16 protein-coding genes are annotated in these 15500 nt (G+C 66.7%); 7 read left to right on the top strand and 9 right to left on the bottom strand.

What is annotated here, in order from left to right; all coding sequences use genetic code 11:
• The first annotated feature begins 160 nt into the window (after window positions 1–160).
• A complete protein-coding gene (locus tag HLH35_RS03685) occupies window positions 161–2137 on the top strand; it encodes a S9 family peptidase (protein WP_182977835.1) in 1977 nt (658 codons plus the stop codon).
• A gap of 131 nt (window positions 2138–2268) precedes the next feature.
• On the opposite strand, the gene HLH35_RS03690 is transcribed toward HLH35_RS03685, so the two are convergent.
• The 3 genes from HLH35_RS03690 to HLH35_RS03700 form a co-directional block, all read right to left on the bottom strand.
• The gene (locus tag HLH35_RS03690) at window positions 2269–3717 is read right to left on the bottom strand and encodes a sugar porter family MFS transporter (protein WP_182977836.1); all 1449 of its coding nucleotides are present in this window, start codon (window positions 3715–3717) and stop codon (window positions 2269–2271) included.
• A 101-nt stretch (window positions 3718–3818) separates the two neighbouring features.
• Complete coding sequence (locus HLH35_RS03695; protein WP_182977837.1) at window positions 3819–5237, bottom strand: protein adenylyltransferase SelO; 1419 nt, start codon at window positions 5235–5237, stop codon at window positions 3819–3821.
• Between the two features lie 70 nt (window positions 5238–5307).
• Window positions 5308–6363 (bottom strand): enoyl-CoA hydratase/isomerase family protein, encoded by a 1056-nt coding sequence (locus HLH35_RS03700; RefSeq protein ID WP_182977838.1) that lies wholly within the window; start codon window positions 6361–6363, stop codon window positions 5308–5310.
• 105 nt (window positions 6364–6468) lie between these two features.
• Here HLH35_RS03700 and HLH35_RS03705 point away from each other — a divergent pair, with 105 nt between their 5' ends.
• The gene (locus tag HLH35_RS03705) at window positions 6469–6966 is read left to right on the top strand and encodes a flavin reductase (protein WP_182977839.1); all 498 of its coding nucleotides are present in this window, start codon (window positions 6469–6471) and stop codon (window positions 6964–6966) included.
• 37 nt (window positions 6967–7003) lie between these two features.
• Entirely contained in the window at window positions 7004–7129 is a 126-nt protein-coding gene (locus tag HLH35_RS20150; protein WP_275944209.1) for a hypothetical protein, read from the top strand.
• 60 nt (window positions 7130–7189) lie between these two features.
• Here the strand turns inward: HLH35_RS20150 and HLH35_RS03710 are convergent, their stop codons facing one another.
• Genes HLH35_RS03710 through HLH35_RS03720 form a run of 3 tightly spaced genes read right to left on the bottom strand, consistent with a single transcriptional unit; the run spans window position 7190 to window position 9829 of the window.
• On the bottom strand, window positions 7190–8005 hold the full coding sequence (locus HLH35_RS03710; RefSeq protein WP_182977840.1) for a metal ABC transporter permease: 816 nt from the start codon (window positions 8003–8005) through the stop codon (window positions 7190–7192).
• Window positions 8006–8063: 58 nt separating this feature from the next.
• A complete protein-coding gene (locus HLH35_RS03715; protein ID WP_246384806.1) occupies window positions 8064–8909 on the bottom strand; it encodes a metal ABC transporter ATP-binding protein in 846 nt (281 codons plus the stop codon).
• Window positions 8906–9829: a metal ABC transporter solute-binding protein, Zn/Mn family gene (locus HLH35_RS03720; RefSeq protein ID WP_246384807.1), complete on the bottom strand. Its 924-nt coding sequence runs from the start codon at window positions 9827–9829 to the stop codon at window positions 8906–8908. The genes HLH35_RS03715 and HLH35_RS03720 overlap by 4 nt, the downstream gene beginning before the upstream one ends.
• Before the next feature lie 170 nt (window positions 9830–9999).
• Between HLH35_RS03720 and HLH35_RS03725 the strand changes: the two genes are divergently transcribed.
• The 4 genes from HLH35_RS03725 to HLH35_RS03740 all read left to right on the top strand — a co-directional run bounded on the left by HLH35_RS03725 (window position 10000) and on the right by HLH35_RS03740 (window position 12889).
• Complete coding sequence (locus HLH35_RS03725) at window positions 10000–10491, top strand: transcriptional repressor (protein ID WP_182977841.1); 492 nt, start codon at window positions 10000–10002, stop codon at window positions 10489–10491.
• Window positions 10492–10615: 124 nt separating this feature from the next.
• Window positions 10616–11338, top strand: a complete 723-nt coding sequence (locus HLH35_RS03730; RefSeq protein WP_246384808.1) for a hypothetical protein — start codon at window positions 10616–10618, stop codon at window positions 11336–11338.
• A 22-nt stretch (window positions 11339–11360) separates the two neighbouring features.
• The gene (locus HLH35_RS03735; protein ID WP_182977843.1) at window positions 11361–12359 is read left to right on the top strand and encodes an asparaginase; all 999 of its coding nucleotides are present in this window, start codon (window positions 11361–11363) and stop codon (window positions 12357–12359) included.
• Between the two features lie 17 nt (window positions 12360–12376).
• Entirely contained in the window at window positions 12377–12889 is a 513-nt protein-coding gene (locus HLH35_RS03740) for a peptide deformylase (RefSeq protein WP_182977844.1), read from the top strand.
• A 133-nt stretch (window positions 12890–13022) separates the two neighbouring features.
• Here the strand turns inward: HLH35_RS03740 and HLH35_RS03745 are convergent, their stop codons facing one another.
• From HLH35_RS03745 to HLH35_RS03755, 3 genes are all read right to left on the bottom strand, one after another.
• The gene (locus HLH35_RS03745; protein ID WP_182977845.1) at window positions 13023–13910 is read right to left on the bottom strand and encodes a sigma-70 family RNA polymerase sigma factor; all 888 of its coding nucleotides are present in this window, start codon (window positions 13908–13910) and stop codon (window positions 13023–13025) included.
• Complete coding sequence (locus HLH35_RS03750; RefSeq protein WP_182977846.1) at window positions 13903–14361, bottom strand: carboxymuconolactone decarboxylase family protein; 459 nt, start codon at window positions 14359–14361, stop codon at window positions 13903–13905. The genes HLH35_RS03745 and HLH35_RS03750 overlap by 8 nt, the downstream gene beginning before the upstream one ends.
• 73 nt (window positions 14362–14434) lie before the next feature.
• Window positions 14435–15400: a nucleoside hydrolase gene (locus tag HLH35_RS03755; RefSeq protein ID WP_182977847.1), complete on the bottom strand. Its 966-nt coding sequence runs from the start codon at window positions 15398–15400 to the stop codon at window positions 14435–14437.
• Between the last annotated feature and the right edge of the window lie 100 nt (window positions 15401–15500).

Here is a 15500-nt window from a genome sequence, read left to right on the forward strand (position 1 = left end):
ACGACCGCGATCACGCCGTACCCGTAATGCACGAAAAGAGATTCGAAGGAATGAAGCAGCGGACCAGACCCGTCCAGTGAGGCAAAGAGGGTGAGGAACCGTCTGGTCAGCGCGCTGTCAAGTCAATACGACAGACCGGCACCCATGACTGGAGGACCGCATGACCGACCCGACCGCCGGGACCGGCCCCGAACCCGCCATCCGCCCCTACGGCACATGGCCATCCCCCGTGACGGCGGCTCTGGTGGCCGGCAAGACAATGGGGCTGGGAAGCGTGCAGGCCTATGGCGAAGCCGTCTACTGGCTGGAGACACGTCCGGCCGAGGCAGGGCGGACGGTGCTGGTACGCTGGACCGCCGCCGACGGCATCCACGACGTGACCCCGGCACCGTTCGATATCGGCACAAGGGCCCATGAATATGGCGGCGGCGCCTATGTCGCGGCAGGCGGACGCATCGCCTTCAGCCATCGGCCGGATGGCAGCCTCTGGATCATCACGCCCGGCGCCACCCCGCGCGCCCTGAGCGACGTGGCCGGGCTGCGCTTCGCCGATTTCGCCTTCTCGCCCGACGGCAGCACACTGTTCTGCGTGCGCGAGGACCATCGCGCACCGGGCGAGCCGGTCTCCACCCTGGTCGCCTTCGCCGCCGACAGCGACACCGACCCGGCGGAACAGGCCGGCCATGTGCTGGTCTCCGGCCCCGATTTCGTCAGTTCCCCCCGCCCGTCGCCCGACGGCACCTGGCTGGCCTGGATCGAATGGGATCATCCCGCCATGCCCTGGGACGCCACGCGGCTGCGGCTCGCCCGGCTGGCCCCCGACGGCACGCGGGGCGTCGCGCTGGCCGACATCCGGACGCTGGCCGATGACGGGGCCTCGGTCATCGAACCGGCATGGGCCGGGCCCGCCACGCTGCTGGCCGCCTCCGACCGCGACGGCTGGTGGAACCTGACGCGCTGGACCGTCCCTGACGGAACGGCGGTGGCCATCGCGCCGATGGAGGCCGAAATCGGCCTGCCGCACTGGGTGTTCGGCCTGCGCAGCTACCAGCCACTGCCCGACGGCACGATCCTGGCCATCGCCATCGAGCACGGCCAGGCCCGCACCCTGCATCTCACCGGGTCGGTCGCGCGCCCGGTGGCGCTGGGCCATCCCGCGCAATGCCCAGCAATGCTGGCCGACGGATCGTTCGCCTGGCTCGACACCCCGCCAGACGGCGCGCCCGCCGTGCGCCATGGCCGGATGGACGCACCGTCACGCGTGCTGCGTGCCGCCACCACGCTGGGCCTGGCACCCGGCGACATCGCCCATGCGGAGACGATCCGCTTTTCCTTGCCCGACGGGCAGCATACCGGCCACGCCTTCTTCTATCCCCCCGCCAACAGCCGCTTCCGTGGCCCGGCGGATGAAAAGCCGCCACTGATCGTCATGGCCCATGGCGGCCCGACCGGCCGGGCCAGCAGCGCCTTCGCCTTCAAGGTCCAGTGGTGGACCAGCCGGGGCTTCGCGGTGGTCGATGTCAATTATCGCGGCTCCACCGGTTTCGGCCGCGCCTATCGCCGTCAACTGGAAGGGCATTGGGGTGTTGCGGATGTGGAAGACTGCGTCGCCGCCTGCCGCCACCTGATCGCCACCGGCCGCGTCGATCCCAACCGCATCGCCATTCGCGGCAGCAGCGCCGGTGGCCTGACCGTATTGCTGGCGCTCGCCGGGTCGGACCTGTTCGCCGCCGGCGCCAGCCTGTACGGCGTCACCGACCTGCGCGCCCTGGCGCAGGAAACCCACAAATTCGAATCCCGCTATCTCGACAGTCTGGTCGGCCCCTGGCCCGAGGCCGAAGCCACCTATCTGGCCCGCTCGCCCCTGACCCAGGCCGACGCCATCCGCACGCCGGTCCTGTTCCTGCACGGCCTTGCCGACACCGTGGTCCCGCCCGCGCAGGCACAGGCCATGGCCGATGCCTTGGCGGCCAGTAACGTCCCTTACGCACATTATACCTTCGAAGGCGAAGCCCATGGCTTTCGGCGCGAAGAAACGGTTCGCCGCGCGCTGGAACTGGAACTGGATTTCTATGGCCGGATCTTCGGGTTTACCGTTCCCGATGTGACGGAACGGGTGGTGTTGTCCGGCGTGTGAGCAAGGCAAGGGCTTTGCCCTTGGACCCACCAAAGGGCAGTCGCCCTTTGGAAACCCAGTCATTATACAGAATGGTTTCCAAAGGCCGCCGGCCTTTGGTGGGGGTTCGGGGGCAAAGCCCCCGATGGACGTTACTGTTCCACGATGGCCGTCTGTCCCCGACGCGGCCGGAAGCGCCCTTCCTGCAGCGCCTTCTCGATATCCTCAAGCGAGGCACCGCGCGTTTCCGGTACCAGGAAATAGACGAACAGGACCGATGCCAGGTTGACCCCGGCATAGAACCACATCGTCCCGCCCAGCGAGATCGTCTGCACCAGCGTCAGCGCCGTGCTGGTCACCAGCAGGTTGCTGCCCCACAGGGTGGCGGCATGCAGGCTGGTGGCGGTGCCGCGCATCGGCAGCGGGAACATCTCGGCCCCCAGCAGCCAGCCGACGACCTGAATGCCGCCCGAATTGAACATCATGAACAGCAGCAGGAAGACAATGATCATCCAGCTGCCGACACTGCCCTTGTCGGGATGAAGCATGAACATCAGCCCCAGCCCGATCAGGCTGAGGACCGAACCCGGCCCCATGATCAGCATCAGGCGCCGACGGCCGACCCGATCGACGACCAGCGAACCGGTCAGCGTCATCGCCAGATAGACGACCGCCACGCCCACGCTGGCCAGCAGCGCCGCCGAATGGCCGAACCCGGCATCCGACAGGAAGGTGGGGGCGTAATAGATCATCATCTCCAGCCCGCCGCACTGGGTGAAGAACGCCACACCGAACGCCGCGATCAGGGCCGGCCGCACCCAGGGCTGGGACAGACCGCGCCATCCCCGCTGATCGTCGGAAACATTTTCGGCAGCCGCGTGAATCTTCTTGATTTCCTTATGGATTTCACGATGACTCGTGCGAACCTTGATCAGTTCGCGGATCGCTGCCTTCAACCCCCGGTTCTCCGCCGTCCAGCGCGGGCTGCGCGGCAGGAAGAACATGGCAATGAACACGAACAGCGCCGGCCCGGCCGCGATCGCGATCATCGGCCGCCAGCCCCACGCATCGCGCATCGCAAAACCGACGATATTGGCAAGAAAGATGCCAATCCCGATCGCCACGTTGAACAGCGTGACCAGCCGCCCGCGCTTTGCCGCCGGCGCCAGTTCCGAAATATACATCGGCACCACCTGCGTCGATCCGCCGACGCCGAGGCCCAGATAGATACGGGCCGCGATCAGCGTGCCGACATCGGGCGCCATCGAACAGGCCAGCGCCCCCGTCACGAAGACGGCGGTGACGATCATGACGGTGGTGCGGCGGCCGAACCGTTCGGACAGCCAGCCGGTGCCCACGGCACCGATCACGGCGCCGGCCAGGATCGCCGAGGCCACCAACTCCTGCGCCGTGCTGCTCAGATGAAAATCCCGCGTGATCAGCAGCAAGGCACCCGAAATGATGCCGGTGTCGTAGCCGTAGAGGCCGCCACATATGGCGGCCACGGCGGCTGCGAGCCAGAGGGTCAGCCGCGCGTTATCCGAAATCTCGTATTCGGACACATGGGCCAGGCTTGTCGCTTGCGGTGAGAAATTCTGCATTCTGTTCTCCGTGTTCGGAAAAAACTGCCCTGGAACTCCTTGCTCCACAGACGCCCCCGGATGGCCGGATTGCCATGCCGGTATCCCGAACCGTGCCGCCGTCAGGCAGCAGGCGAAAGGGCAGCCTTCATGTCCCGGATCGACGCGAGCGTGTCATTGAGCATGCTCCAGTCATCCTGGTCCGCAATCGGCTGCCATATCCGCTCCACTGCGTCGATCAGCATGGTGCAGGGGACGGATCGGGAAAAATACGGACTGGAAAGATCCAGATCCGGTCGCGGGGAATAGGCATCGATCTGCCGACGCAGCGGCTCGAACTCCGCACCCGCATAGAAATGGGCATTGGGCCCGTTGAGCGCCCGATGCCTGCTCTGTGTTCCACCATACCAGTCGAAGAACAAATTTTCAAATCCTATTCCCGATCGTTCCAGAAACGTCCATGTCTCCGCCGACAGATCGCGGTCCTCATTTCTGGAAAGCGGTGACAAACCAAGGCGTTTCACGATGACGCCGTTCATCTCAACTTCATAACGATCCGGGAAATCGTCGAAGATCTTCTGAAGATCTTCGATTTCCGTCAGGGGAATCAGGCATTCCGCGAGGCGCGCCAGGGTCCACAGCGCGGCCTCGGGCTGGCGCCCGAACGCATACAGGCCCGACTGGTCGAAATAGGCTGCGACGAACGAAGGGTCGTATCGGGGCAAGAAGCGCCACGGGCCGTAATCGAAGCTTTCGCCCGTGATGTTGATATTGTCCGTATTCAGCACACCATGCACAAATCCCGCCCCCATCCACTGGGCCGCCAGACGCGCGATGCGGGTGCAGGCAATGTCGAACAGCGACGTCGCCGCATTGTCCCCGCCATGAGTGTCGGGGAAGTAGGTGGCCATGACATAGTCCACCAGCCGCGTCAGGCTGGCCCGGTCTTCCAGCGCGGCAAGGCGCTGGAAAGTTCCCACACGGATATGCGAATGGCTCAGCCGCGCCAGCACGCACGACCGGGTGGGCGACGGCTCGTCCCCACGCTGCAGCCGCTCGCCGGTCTCGATCACGCTCAGCGTCCGCGAGGTGTTCACGCCCAGCGCGTCCAGCATTTCACTGGCCAGGATCTCGCGCACCCCGCCCTTCAGGGTCAGGCGCCCGTCCCCGCCGCGCGACCACGGCGTGCGGCCGCTGCCCTTGGTACCGATATCCAGCAGCCTGCCGTCGCGCGCATCCCGCATCTGCGCGAACAGGAAGCCCCGCCCATCGCCCAGGTCGGGATTGTACTGGCGGAACTGGTGCCCGTGATAGCGCAGCGCCAGCGGCGCCGGCAGCCCGTCGGGCAGCGGGACGAAGCGCCCCAGATGATCGATCCATTCCGCGTCGGTCAGCGTATCCAGCCCGATCCGCGCCGCCGCGTCCTGGTTGCGGAAGCGCAGGATATGTTCGGGAAAGCGCGCCGCTTCCACCGGGTCGTAGAACGCATCCCCCAGCGTCAGATGCTCACGGGCGGGATGATAGGCGGCAGAGAACGGCATGGGTCAAAACCTCGGATCGAGGGTATGGGGCGACTGCCCAAAGGGGCGCGAAGGGGGAAACGGCGCGCGATCACGCCGGTTCGGGAAAGACGGGCAGGTCCAGCGTATCGGGGCGGGGGGCGAAACAGGCCTCGATCGCCGCATCGCCCAGCGCCTCACCCTCCATCCAGCGCGGCGCGTTGTCCTTGTCGACGATCTTGGCCCGCACGCCCTCGGTGAAATCGGGCAGGCGGATCAGGTTGCCGACCAGGCGATATTCCTGCTCCAGCACCGTGTTCAGATCCGGCAGGCGGCGCGCGGCATGCCAGGCGCGGAACGTGACAAGCAGCGACAGGGGCGAGGCCTGCTCCATCGCCTCGCGGTCTTCGGCCGCCCACGGCTCGGCACTGCACGCCAGCCGGTCGCGGATCGTCCCCAGGTCCGGCGCGTCATAGAGCGCGTTGATCGCCGCCAGCTCCTCCTGGACCGGGCGCGGGACGGCAGGGGCCAGATCCACCACCTCACCCGCCGGCCGCCGGGCGAGGGCGGCCGCCAGTTCCGGCAGGTCCGACGCCGCCAGCATCCGGTCGGCAAAGCCCGCGACCACGGCCTGCCCGCCCTGCATCCGGCCGCCCGTCAGGGCCAGGCGCAACCCGTACAGCCCCGGCGCGCGGGACAGCAGGTACGACCCGCCCGCATCGGGCGTCAGCCCGATCGCAACCTCCGGCATGGCCAGCACGCTGCGTTCGGTCACGATCCGGTGACGGACATGCGCACCCAGCCCGACCCCGCCGCCCATCGTGATCCCGTCCATGAACGACACGACCGGCTTGGGATATCCCGCCAGGACCGAGACCAGCCGATAGCCCGCACGGAACACCTGCGCCGCCGCATCGGGCCCCGCGTCGCGCGCCAGGGTGTAAAGGGCCCGCAGGTCCCCGCCGGCCGAAAACGCCCGGGGGCTGGTACTGTCGATCAGCACCGTCTCGACCGCCGGGTCATCCCGCCACGCGGCGAGCACCGCAGCGATCCCGCGATAGAGCGTAATATCCAGCGCATTCAGCGCCTTGGGGCGATTGACCGTCAGCCGCCCCAGGCGGCCCTGGCGGGAAATCAGCAGCGTATCGTCCGTCGCGTCGGCCTGCATGATGATGAGTTCCTTCCGTTTTCCCTGTCGTGATACTATGCCAGAACGATCAATGATGAAGATGTCGCCCCTACAGGAATGGAGGACGGCAGGAAGGGCGCGGGCATGAGTGTGGATTCCCAGACCTATCGGGACGCGATGGCGCGGCTGGGCGCGGCAGTGAATGTGGTCACGACCGGCACGCTGGCCGACCCGGTGGGCTTCACCGCTTCGGCCGTCTGTTCCGTCAGCGACGCCCCGCCCACACTGCTGGTGTGCATGAACCGCGCATCACGTGCGCGCGATGCCTTTCATACCGGCGGGCCGATCTGCATCAATGTCCTGTCCGCCGGCCAGCGCGACATTTCAGGCACCTTCGCCGGGCCGCTGGACATGTACGAGCGGTTTACGGTCGGCCATTGGACGACGCTGGCGACCGGCGCGCCGGCGCTGGAGGAGGCCGTGGCCTCCTTCGACTGCCGGATCGACCGGATTGTCGAGGTCGGCACCCACAGCGTCATATTCGGTGTGGTCGAAGCCATCCGCATCGGCGCGCCGGTGGGGGGCCTAGTCTATTTCAACCGTGCTTATCACGTGCTGCCGCATGGCGGCCACGACCACTGACCCCGCTTGCCGATCCCACTGTCTGGAGACATGCGCGATGTCCTCACGCCGCCGCCTGGAACACCCGCCGGTCATTGACGGCCGGATGCTGCTTGCCCTGCATGCCGGGCTGGGAACCGTGCTGGCCCTGATGGCATGGTGGTGCTGGTCCCTGCCGCCCTGAACAGGGCCGACAAGGCAGGGGACGAACCAGGATCGGAAAGCGGGTCGAAAGCCCGTTCCATCAGGTTTCGTCGGTACTTTCACGCCCCCCGGTGAAGCGCCAGGTGCCGACGGCCAGATAAAAGCCCGTGCTGAGCGCGCTGATCCAGAACGAGGCCGGGCAATCGGTCCACCAGGACAGGGCCAGTCCACCCCAACCCGCCCCGATTGCAAACAGGACCGACAACACGATCCCCCATCCCGGCGTGGCCGTCAGGCGCTGCGCCGTCGCCGCCGGCCCGACCATCAGCGCGAAGACCAGCAGCACGCCGGTAATCTGCACGCATTCCGCCGTCACAACCGCAACGATGGCCAGGAAGATGGTGGATACCATGCGCAGCTTTACACCACGGGCCTCCGCCGTCTCGGGCTGGAGGCTGGCGAACAGCAGCGGCCGCGACAGCGCCGCCATGGCCAGCACGCATCCCACACCCAGCACCAGCAGCCACCCCAGCATCGACCGGTCCACCCCCAGTACGTTGCCGAACAGCAGCGCCGTGGCGCGGGTGGCCGATGTGGTCAGGAAGTGCAGGAACAGAAGACCGCAGCCCAGCATGCAGGACAGGACCAGCCCGATGGTGACATCCCGCCCCTGCGTGGTGCCGCGCCCACCCAGCCCCATGGCCACCCCGGCCAGGACCGTGGCGCCCATCAGCCCCCAGAAGGGCGGCATGCCCACCAGCAGCGCGCCGGTCGCCCCCGCAAAGCCGACATGCGACAGCGCGTGGCCGGCAAAGCTCTCGCCCCGCAGCACCATGAAATAACCGACCAGCCCGGAGAGGATCGCAACGATACCCGTCGCGGCAAAGGCATGGCGCATGAATTCGAAGGCGAACATGATCGGATGCTACCGGTTCCGGACAGAAAAACAGAAAAGAAGAAGCGCCACCGCCCGCTCACGACTGCACCACCCCGTCAGCAACGACAAAGATGCGCCCGTTCGCCCGGATCACCTCGACCGGCATGCCATACAGGGCACTCAGCACCGGGCCGGTCACGACCTCATCCACCGTGCCCAGTCGCGCCGCCCCGCGCCCCACATACAGCACCCGGTCCATCACCCCCAGCAGCGGGTTGAGATCATGGGTGGAAAACAGCACCGCGATGCCGAGCTGGCGGCGGATCGTATCCACCAGCGCCACGACTTCCCGCGCGCGATGGGGGTCGAGGCTGGCCAGCGGTTCGTCCAGCAGCAGCAGGCGGGGCCGCCCCAGCAGGGCCTGCGCCAGCAGCAACCGCTGGCGTTCGCCGCCCGAAAGATGGTCGATCGGCCGGCGCGCCAGATGCATGGCCCCCACCAGATCCAGCACCCGGTCGATTTCCATCGCATCATGGCGGCGATGCCGGCCGGGGCGCCAGTCGCAGGGCAGGCCCCAGCGTTCGCCATGCAGGGCGGCGGCAATGAAGCTGCGCCCGTCCAGGCGCGGCGCCGAGCGGGCCGGGAATTGCGGCAGATAGCCGATATCGTGATTGCCCCGCCCCACCGGCCGGCCGAAGACCGAAATCCGCCCGGCCGCCACCGGCACCACGCCCAGAATGGCGCGGATCAGGCTGCTCTTGCCCGCGCCGTTCGGCCCCAGCATGCCGACGAAAGCCCCGGCAGGCACCGTCAGCCCGACATCGGACAGGATAATGCGGTCGCCGATGCGCAGCGTGACATGCGCCATGTCGACCGGCGGCATGGCGGGGGATGCCGGCGCGGGCGGTCCGCCGCAGCACCCATGGCCGTCATGACCGTTCATGCGGGCCCCTGGGCCGATCCTTGGGCGAGGGCCTGTTCCAGACGGTCCAGCACCCCGCCGATCCAGTCCTGATAGCGCGTGCCCGGCGGCAGGCTTTCGCCGACCCGCAGCACGGCAATGCCCGCCCCCCGCGCCAGATGGTCCAGCCGTTCGGTGGCCGGGCCGGTCGTCTGTTCGTTCAGGATCAGGACCCGCACCCGCCGCGCCGTCAGGTCCTGTTCGAACCCGGCAACCTCCGCGGGACCGGGATCGGTGCCGTTCATGACCGCACGCTGGAAGTCCGCATCATGCATCGTCAGACCGATCTGCCGTGTCATCAGGCCGAAGATCGGTTCGGACGCGGCCACCGGCACCCCATGATACCGTTCCCTCAGCAGCGCGATCCGCTGCTGAAGCGGCACCAGCGTGTCCAGGAACCGTTGCAGGCGGGCCTGCAATGCCGCACGGCGATCGGGGCGGATCGCGCCGCAATCGGCGGCGAATGCCGTCGCGACCGCGCGCACCATCGACAGGTCGTACCAGAAATGGGCATTGTCGCCGTCCCGCCAGCCGACCAGTGCCGCGACGGTCAGCACGACCGGCCGGTCGGCGCTACCGCCCCCCTCCATCAGCCGATCGATCCAGCCGTCATATCCTCCGCCATTGGCGATCACGATCCGTGCCGTGCCCAGCCGTCGCCCATCCATCGGACTGGCCTCGAACGCATGCGGGTCGGTGGCGGGATTGGTCAGGATGCTGCTCACGGCGACATCGGCCCCCCCGACCTGGCGCGCGATATCGCCCCAGACCGCTTCGGCGGCAACAACGGCAATCGGACTGTCGGCACGGGCCGACCGCCCCACCGATGCCGCCAGCATGACAGCCATCAGCCAGGCGCAGACCAGGCGAACCAGGCCCGACCGGGCGAGACGAAGGGGCAATATAAGGTCAGCAGACACGCGACAGGCCGTCAGCAGGAGGGTTGGCAGGTCAAAATACGTTATAATGTAACATATTTGAAGCCTTCATATAACGCGCTTTCCGGCGTATGGAAACCAGGGTGCCGCTCGGGCGGCATCTCTGAACAGATCGGGGGCATGGCGCGGCAGGTATGGCGGGGACGAGTTTCGCCGAAAAGACCGAGACACGGCTGGATAATGCCGAGCGCTTGTGCGCCGCGCATGGCTCGCGGTTGACCGATCTGCGGCGCCAGGTGCTGGGCCTGGTGCTGGAGGCCGCGCGCCCGGTCGGCGCCTATGACCTGCTGGACGGATTGCGCGCCGACAAGAAGGGCGCCGCCCCGCCTACGGTCTACCGCGCACTGGATTTTCTGCTGGAAGAGGGGCTGATCCACAAGATCGAGCGCCTGTCGGCTTTCGTGGGCTGCACGCATGCGCTGGATGGCAGCCATACCGAGGCAGGCCATCCTCATGCGGCGCAATTTCTGATCTGTACCGGCTGCGGCCAGGTGACCGAACTGGACGACCACGGCATCCTGCATGCGCTGATCGATGCCACGCGGCATATCGGCTTCACGGTGCGCCACTCGACCGTCGAGGCAGAAGGGCTATGCGCCGCCTGCCGCGACGTCGCAACGGCCTAAGGCGCGGGCCGGCTGGCATGGCGGTCCACTTCAGACTTCACGGCGAACGGCACGACTGAGGATTATGGTGAGCAACGGCTACAGGGTCAGGCCGACCGGCCTGACGACCCGGAATTCGGAACGCATGATCTTCCGGATAGACGATATGCAGGGGCGGCCGCGCGCGCGGATCGCCGCGAAAGATGGTGCCCAGGCCCTGATGCTGTTCTGGCAACGGCGCGGCCGGCAGATCATGGCCGAAGCCCTGCCCGACCCTGACCCCGTAGCCACCCTGCGACGGAATTTCGACATGGCACGCATCCTCCCGGATACCGCCGAACTGCCGCTGCCCGAACCGGCACCCCGCGCCGCCACACAGCCCGCGACCCGCCGGCCGCGCACACCGCGCCCGGTGCGCGACACCACAGACGCCGGACAGAACGATTTGTTCGCATCGGCCGCCGCCAGCCCGCCGCCTGCCGCCCCGCCAAAAGCCGAACCCACGCCACCTCGGCGGCAGGTCAGGCATCTGGATGCCGAGACCCTGCAACTGGCGCGCGTCCATTTTCGCGGGCTTCAGGCGTCCGACCCCGCCGACAGCTATCTGTACCACATCACGACCGAAGAAAATGCCGACGCCATGCTGCGCGACGGCCTAGCCATGAGCCGCCGCCATCCTCTGCTGCTGACCGAGCGGGGCGGCGTGCCCTACTGGCTGTCCCTGGTGGCTGATGACGATGATGCCAGCGAAGCCGATATCGCCGTGCTGCGCATGAAGCGCTTCATGATCGACGATCTGATCGAGGACGATCCGGATTCGACGCGCAGCTCGGGCAGCCCGAGCTACTTCCTGACCGGCAACACCTGACCCCCGAGGACGACACCCAGCCATGGAAACAGCAATCGCCGAGATCGAACGCGGCGGCCGCGTCGAATCCCGCCATGCCGGTATCGCCGTGGTGGTGGATGCCGATGGCAACGTGCTGTTCGCGCTGGGCGACATCGCGCAGCCGACCTATCCGCGCTCGGCGGTCAAGGCCTTCCTGGCCCTGCCGCTGGTCGAAAGCGGCGCCGCCGACCGGCTGGGGCTGGACGACGAGGAACTGGCGCTGGCCTGTGCCTCGCATAACGGCGAGCCGGCCCATGTCGCGGTCGCGGCACGGATGCTGGGCCGGGTGAGCCGCGACGTCGCCTGCCTGGAATGCGGCACCCACTGGCCGACCCATGCCGATGCCGCGCACGCGCTGGCCCGCTCGGGCGGCGCGCCCAATGCCCTGCATAATAATTGCTCCGGCAAGCATGCCGGCTTCGTCTGCCTGGCCTGCGACCGGGACGAGGATCTGGCGGGCTACATCCAGCCGGCCCACCCGATCATGCGCGAGGTCACGGCGGCGCTGGCCGACGTGACGGATGCAGCCCATGGGGAGGACAATCGCGGCATCGACGGCTGTTCGATCCCCACCTACGCCATCCCGCTGCGCGCCCTGGCCCATGGCTTCGCACGCTTCGGCACCGGCCACGGTCTGGGCCCGGAACGCGCGCGCGCGGCGGCACGGCTGCGCACCGCCGTGGCCCGCGCCCCCTTCATGGTCGGCGGCAGCGGGCGCTTCGACACCGTGCTGATGCAGGCGCTGGGATCAGCCGTGTTCAGCAAGATGGGGGCGGAGGGCATCATGGCAGCCAGCCTGCCGGAGCAGGGGCTGGGCATCGCGGTGAAATGCCATGACGGCGCCCCCCGCGCGGCCGAAGTCGCAATGGCCGCCCTGCTGACGCGCTTCCTGGGCCCGGAGACCCGCGACCACACGGTGCTGCGCGATCTGGCGACCCACGATATCCGCAACTGGAACGGAATGACGGTCGGCCGCGTCCGCGCTGCCGCCTTCATCTGATCCCAAGAGGCGTCCGAATGACCGCGCGCCCGATCGTCATGTTTCCGGACCAGCGCCTGCGCCAGGCGGCGGAGCCGGTTACACTCTTCGACGCGGCGCTGCGCACACTGGCCGCCGACCTGCTCGACACGATGCGCGCCGCCCCCGGTATCGGCATCACGGCGCCGCATATCGGCGTGGCACTGCGCGTCGTGGTACTGGACCTGCGCGACACATCGGGGCCCCGGACCTATATCAATCCGGAGATCATCTGGACGTCCGACGAGACGATCCGGCATGAGGAAGGCAGCGTTTCCATGCCGGGCGTCATCGAGCAGATCGAGCGCCCGGCCAAAGTGCGCGTACGGTACCAGGATCTCGATGGCCAGGAGCATATCGAAGAGTCCGAAGGCCTGCGCGCGATCTGCCACCAGCACGAAATCGACCAGCTGGACGGGATATTCTGGATCCAGCGCCTCTCCGCCCTGCGCCGCAATCGGCTGGTGGCACGTTATGAGAAGATCCTGCGCGCCACAGGACAAAGGCGGTAAAGAAGATCTTCTTTTGTCTTCCGAAAAAGAAGCAAAAAGACTTTCATTCGTTTTGGGCCATCGTATGGCCCAGCAAAAAACTCCCGAACAGATCAAAAGTTTTTTGGTTCTTTTTTCCAAAAAAGAACAAAGATCATAATCCCGCGCGAATCCTCCGCAACTTGTCAGGATTGCGCACGACATAAACAGCATTAACGCGCCCCTCACGACATGTCAGGGTCGTCACCTGCGGCAGACCATCATCCTCCAAGGTGACGAATCCCGGCTCCCCGTTGATCGGCCCCCGATACAGAACCGGCGGAACCCGATGCTGGCGCTTACGGGCCAGACCAACGAACAGGCGGCTGACTTTCTCGATTCCGTCAATGATTTTCCGTGCGGCGGGCCGAATGCCGCCGCCATCGGACACGAAGCGGACATCCTGGCTCAAGAGGGTGCGCAGGGCTGCTTCGTCCCCCAGGCGGGACGCCTGAAGAAACGCCTCGGTCAGTTTCCGGCCGGCCTCCCGACCCATAGGGTGTCGGATATCGGGCTGCCTGAGATGTTTGCGGGCACGAGACGCCATCTGGCGGCAGGCGGCTTCGCTCCGCTGCAATAACTCTGCCAGTTCATCAAACGGCATTTCGAAAAGATCGTGCAGGATAAAGGCTGCGCGCTCGGCCGGCGACAGGGCCTGAAGCGCGGACAGGAATGCCATGGACAGATCCTGTTCATGCGCATGCAGCCGGATCTGGGGCGCATCCTGCGTGTCCAGAACGGGTTCCGGCAGCCATGGCCCGACATAGTGCTCGTATCGGTGCGCGGAAGACCGCAGCCAGTCCAGGCAGAGCCGCGTCACCACCCGGGTGAGCCAGGCGCGGGGATGATCGATCGTGTCGGGTCCGGCGGCATGCCAGCGCAGGAATGCATCCTGCGCCAGATCCTCCGCGACCGACAGCGATCCGGTCATACGATAGGCAATGCCGATCAGGTCCGGCCTGATCGCGAGAAAGCGGGCCGTCGTCTCGGCGACGTCAGCCATGCTGGCCCGCTGACGGGCGCGGCTGGGCGCGGAACCCGATGGCGATGCGGTTCCAGTGATTGATCATGCCGATGACAAGCGTAAGCTGGACGACCTCCTGATCCGTGAAATGCGCGCGCAGGGCATCGAAATCCGCGTCCGGCGCATGCGTCTCGGCCACGAGCGTCAAAGCCTCGGCCCACGCCAGGGCCGCGCGTTCCCGGGGCGTATAGAAGGCAGTTTCACGCCAGGCCGGCAGCAGGACGACCCGCCGCATGTCTTCGCCCGATTTCTTCATGATCGCGGCATGCATATCGAGGCAGAAGGCACAGCCATTGATCTGCGAAACCCGCATCTTGACCAGTTCGATCAACGTGAGGTCGAGACCCGAGGATGTGAGAGCCTCTTCAAGCTCCAGCATCTTGCCCAGAAGGGCGGGAGCGGTCGCAAGATAGTCCAGTCGCGGGGTCATGATCGTCGTCCCTGTAAGCTGTTTGCCATAAGACGAAACAGGAGAGGGGTTTGTGACATGCCACCGTGAACCCTTATGCGATGAACGTCTCCGCATACAGCGCCAGCACACCACCCACATCGACATCCACCGCGACAGCACATGGCGACGCGTCCTCCCAGGCTGGAGCAGGTGGCCCCGGCATGCCCACCGGCTTCTGGATCGTCTGCCCATCGGCCAGCCCACCGCACACCACCCGGACCGGCCCATGCCGCAGGGTGAACAGATGCGGCGCCAGAACCTGGATCACCGCCAGGCTGTCATGGGCGAAAATGCCGGCCAGCCCGCGCGAGCGTTCGTGGAAGCCCTGATAAAAACGCGACACCGCGCGCAGGAAGGCACCATCCGGCCCGCCCCGCTCCGCCAGCCGATCCAGATAGGCGGCGTCCATCACCACCTGCTGCGTCACGTCCAGTCCCAGGACAGTGACCTTCCATGGTGCGGTCATCACCAGATCCGCCGCCTCGGGGTCCGACAGGATATTGGCTTCGGCGACCGGCGACACATTGCCGCCATGGCCATGCGTGCCAAACGCGCCGCCCATCAGACTCACGCCAGCCACCAGCCCGGCAATGGCGGGATCGTGCTGCAGGGCCAGCGCCAGATTGGTCAGCGGCCCGATAGCGATCAGCGTAACCTCGTGCGGATGGGCACGTACCAGATCGACGATCACCTGCCAGGCAGGACGCGGATCAACCGCGCGGGCCAGTTGCGCCGGCGGCGTCAGGTCGCCCAGCCCGCCCGGTCCATGCACATGCGGCACCCCGGCCCCCGCCGGGCGTACCAGCGGCGTGGCCGCGCCCTTGCCCACCGGCACACCCAGCCCCAGCCGCTCGGCCAGCCACAGCGCATTGTGCGTGACGGTGTCGATATCCAGATTGCCATGCACCGTGGTCACGCCCAGCAGGTCGAATTCCGGCCGCCGGGTCAGGAAACACAGCGCCATCGCGTCGTCCACGCCGGGGTCGGTGTCGAAGATGACTTTGTGCCGATGTGTCATGGGGGGCCCTCAAGGATGTTCTTTTTTGCAAAAAAGAACCAAAAAACTCTGCTTCGTTCAGGGACATCATATGTTCCCAGCACAAGGCTCCTGAACGGAT

Origin of the sequence: Gluconacetobacter asukensis, assembly GCF_014174375.1 — a bacterium.
Lineage (GTDB): Bacteria > Pseudomonadota > Alphaproteobacteria > Acetobacterales > Acetobacteraceae > Gluconacetobacter > Gluconacetobacter asukensis.

Bases quoted from the DNA above. Each gene is read 5' to 3' on its own strand.
- HLH35_RS03740 (WP_182977844.1), top strand. From the start codon at position 12,377: ATGACCGCGCGCCCGATCGTCATGTTTCCGGACCAGCGCCTGCGCCAG.
- HLH35_RS03750 (WP_182977846.1), bottom strand. From the start codon at position 14,361: ATGACCCCGCGACTGGACTATCTTGCGACCGCTCCCGCCCTTCTGGGC.
- HLH35_RS03755 (WP_182977847.1), bottom strand. From the start codon at position 15,400: ATGACACATCGGCACAAAGTCATCTTCGACACCGACCCCGGCGTGGAC.
- HLH35_RS03725 (WP_182977841.1), top strand. From the start codon at position 10,000: ATGGCGGGGACGAGTTTCGCCGAAAAGACCGAGACACGGCTGGATAAT.
- HLH35_RS03700 (WP_182977838.1), bottom strand. From the start codon at position 6,363: ATGCAGGCCGACGCGACGGACGATACGCTGCTGATTTCCCGCCAGGGC.
- HLH35_RS03690 (WP_182977836.1), bottom strand. From the start codon at position 3,717: ATGCAGAATTTCTCACCGCAAGCGACAAGCCTGGCCCATGTGTCCGAA.
- HLH35_RS20150 (WP_275944209.1), top strand. From the start codon at position 7,004: ATGTCCTCACGCCGCCGCCTGGAACACCCGCCGGTCATTGACGGCCGG.
- HLH35_RS03715 (WP_246384806.1), bottom strand. From the start codon at position 8,909: ATGAACGGTCATGACGGCCATGGGTGCTGCGGCGGACCGCCCGCGCCG.
- HLH35_RS03695 (WP_182977837.1), bottom strand. From the start codon at position 5,237: ATGCCGTTCTCTGCCGCCTATCATCCCGCCCGTGAGCATCTGACGCTG.
- HLH35_RS03705 (WP_182977839.1), top strand. From the start codon at position 6,469: ATGAGTGTGGATTCCCAGACCTATCGGGACGCGATGGCGCGGCTGGGC.
- HLH35_RS03710 (WP_182977840.1), bottom strand. From the start codon at position 8,005: ATGTTCGCCTTCGAATTCATGCGCCATGCCTTTGCCGCGACGGGTATC.
- HLH35_RS03745 (WP_182977845.1), bottom strand. From the start codon at position 13,910: ATGGCTGACGTCGCCGAGACGACGGCCCGCTTTCTCGCGATCAGGCCG.
- HLH35_RS03735 (WP_182977843.1), top strand. From the start codon at position 11,361: ATGGAAACAGCAATCGCCGAGATCGAACGCGGCGGCCGCGTCGAATCC.
- HLH35_RS03685 (WP_182977835.1), top strand. From the start codon at position 161: ATGACCGACCCGACCGCCGGGACCGGCCCCGAACCCGCCATCCGCCCC.
- HLH35_RS03730 (WP_246384808.1), top strand. From the start codon at position 10,616: ATGATCTTCCGGATAGACGATATGCAGGGGCGGCCGCGCGCGCGGATC.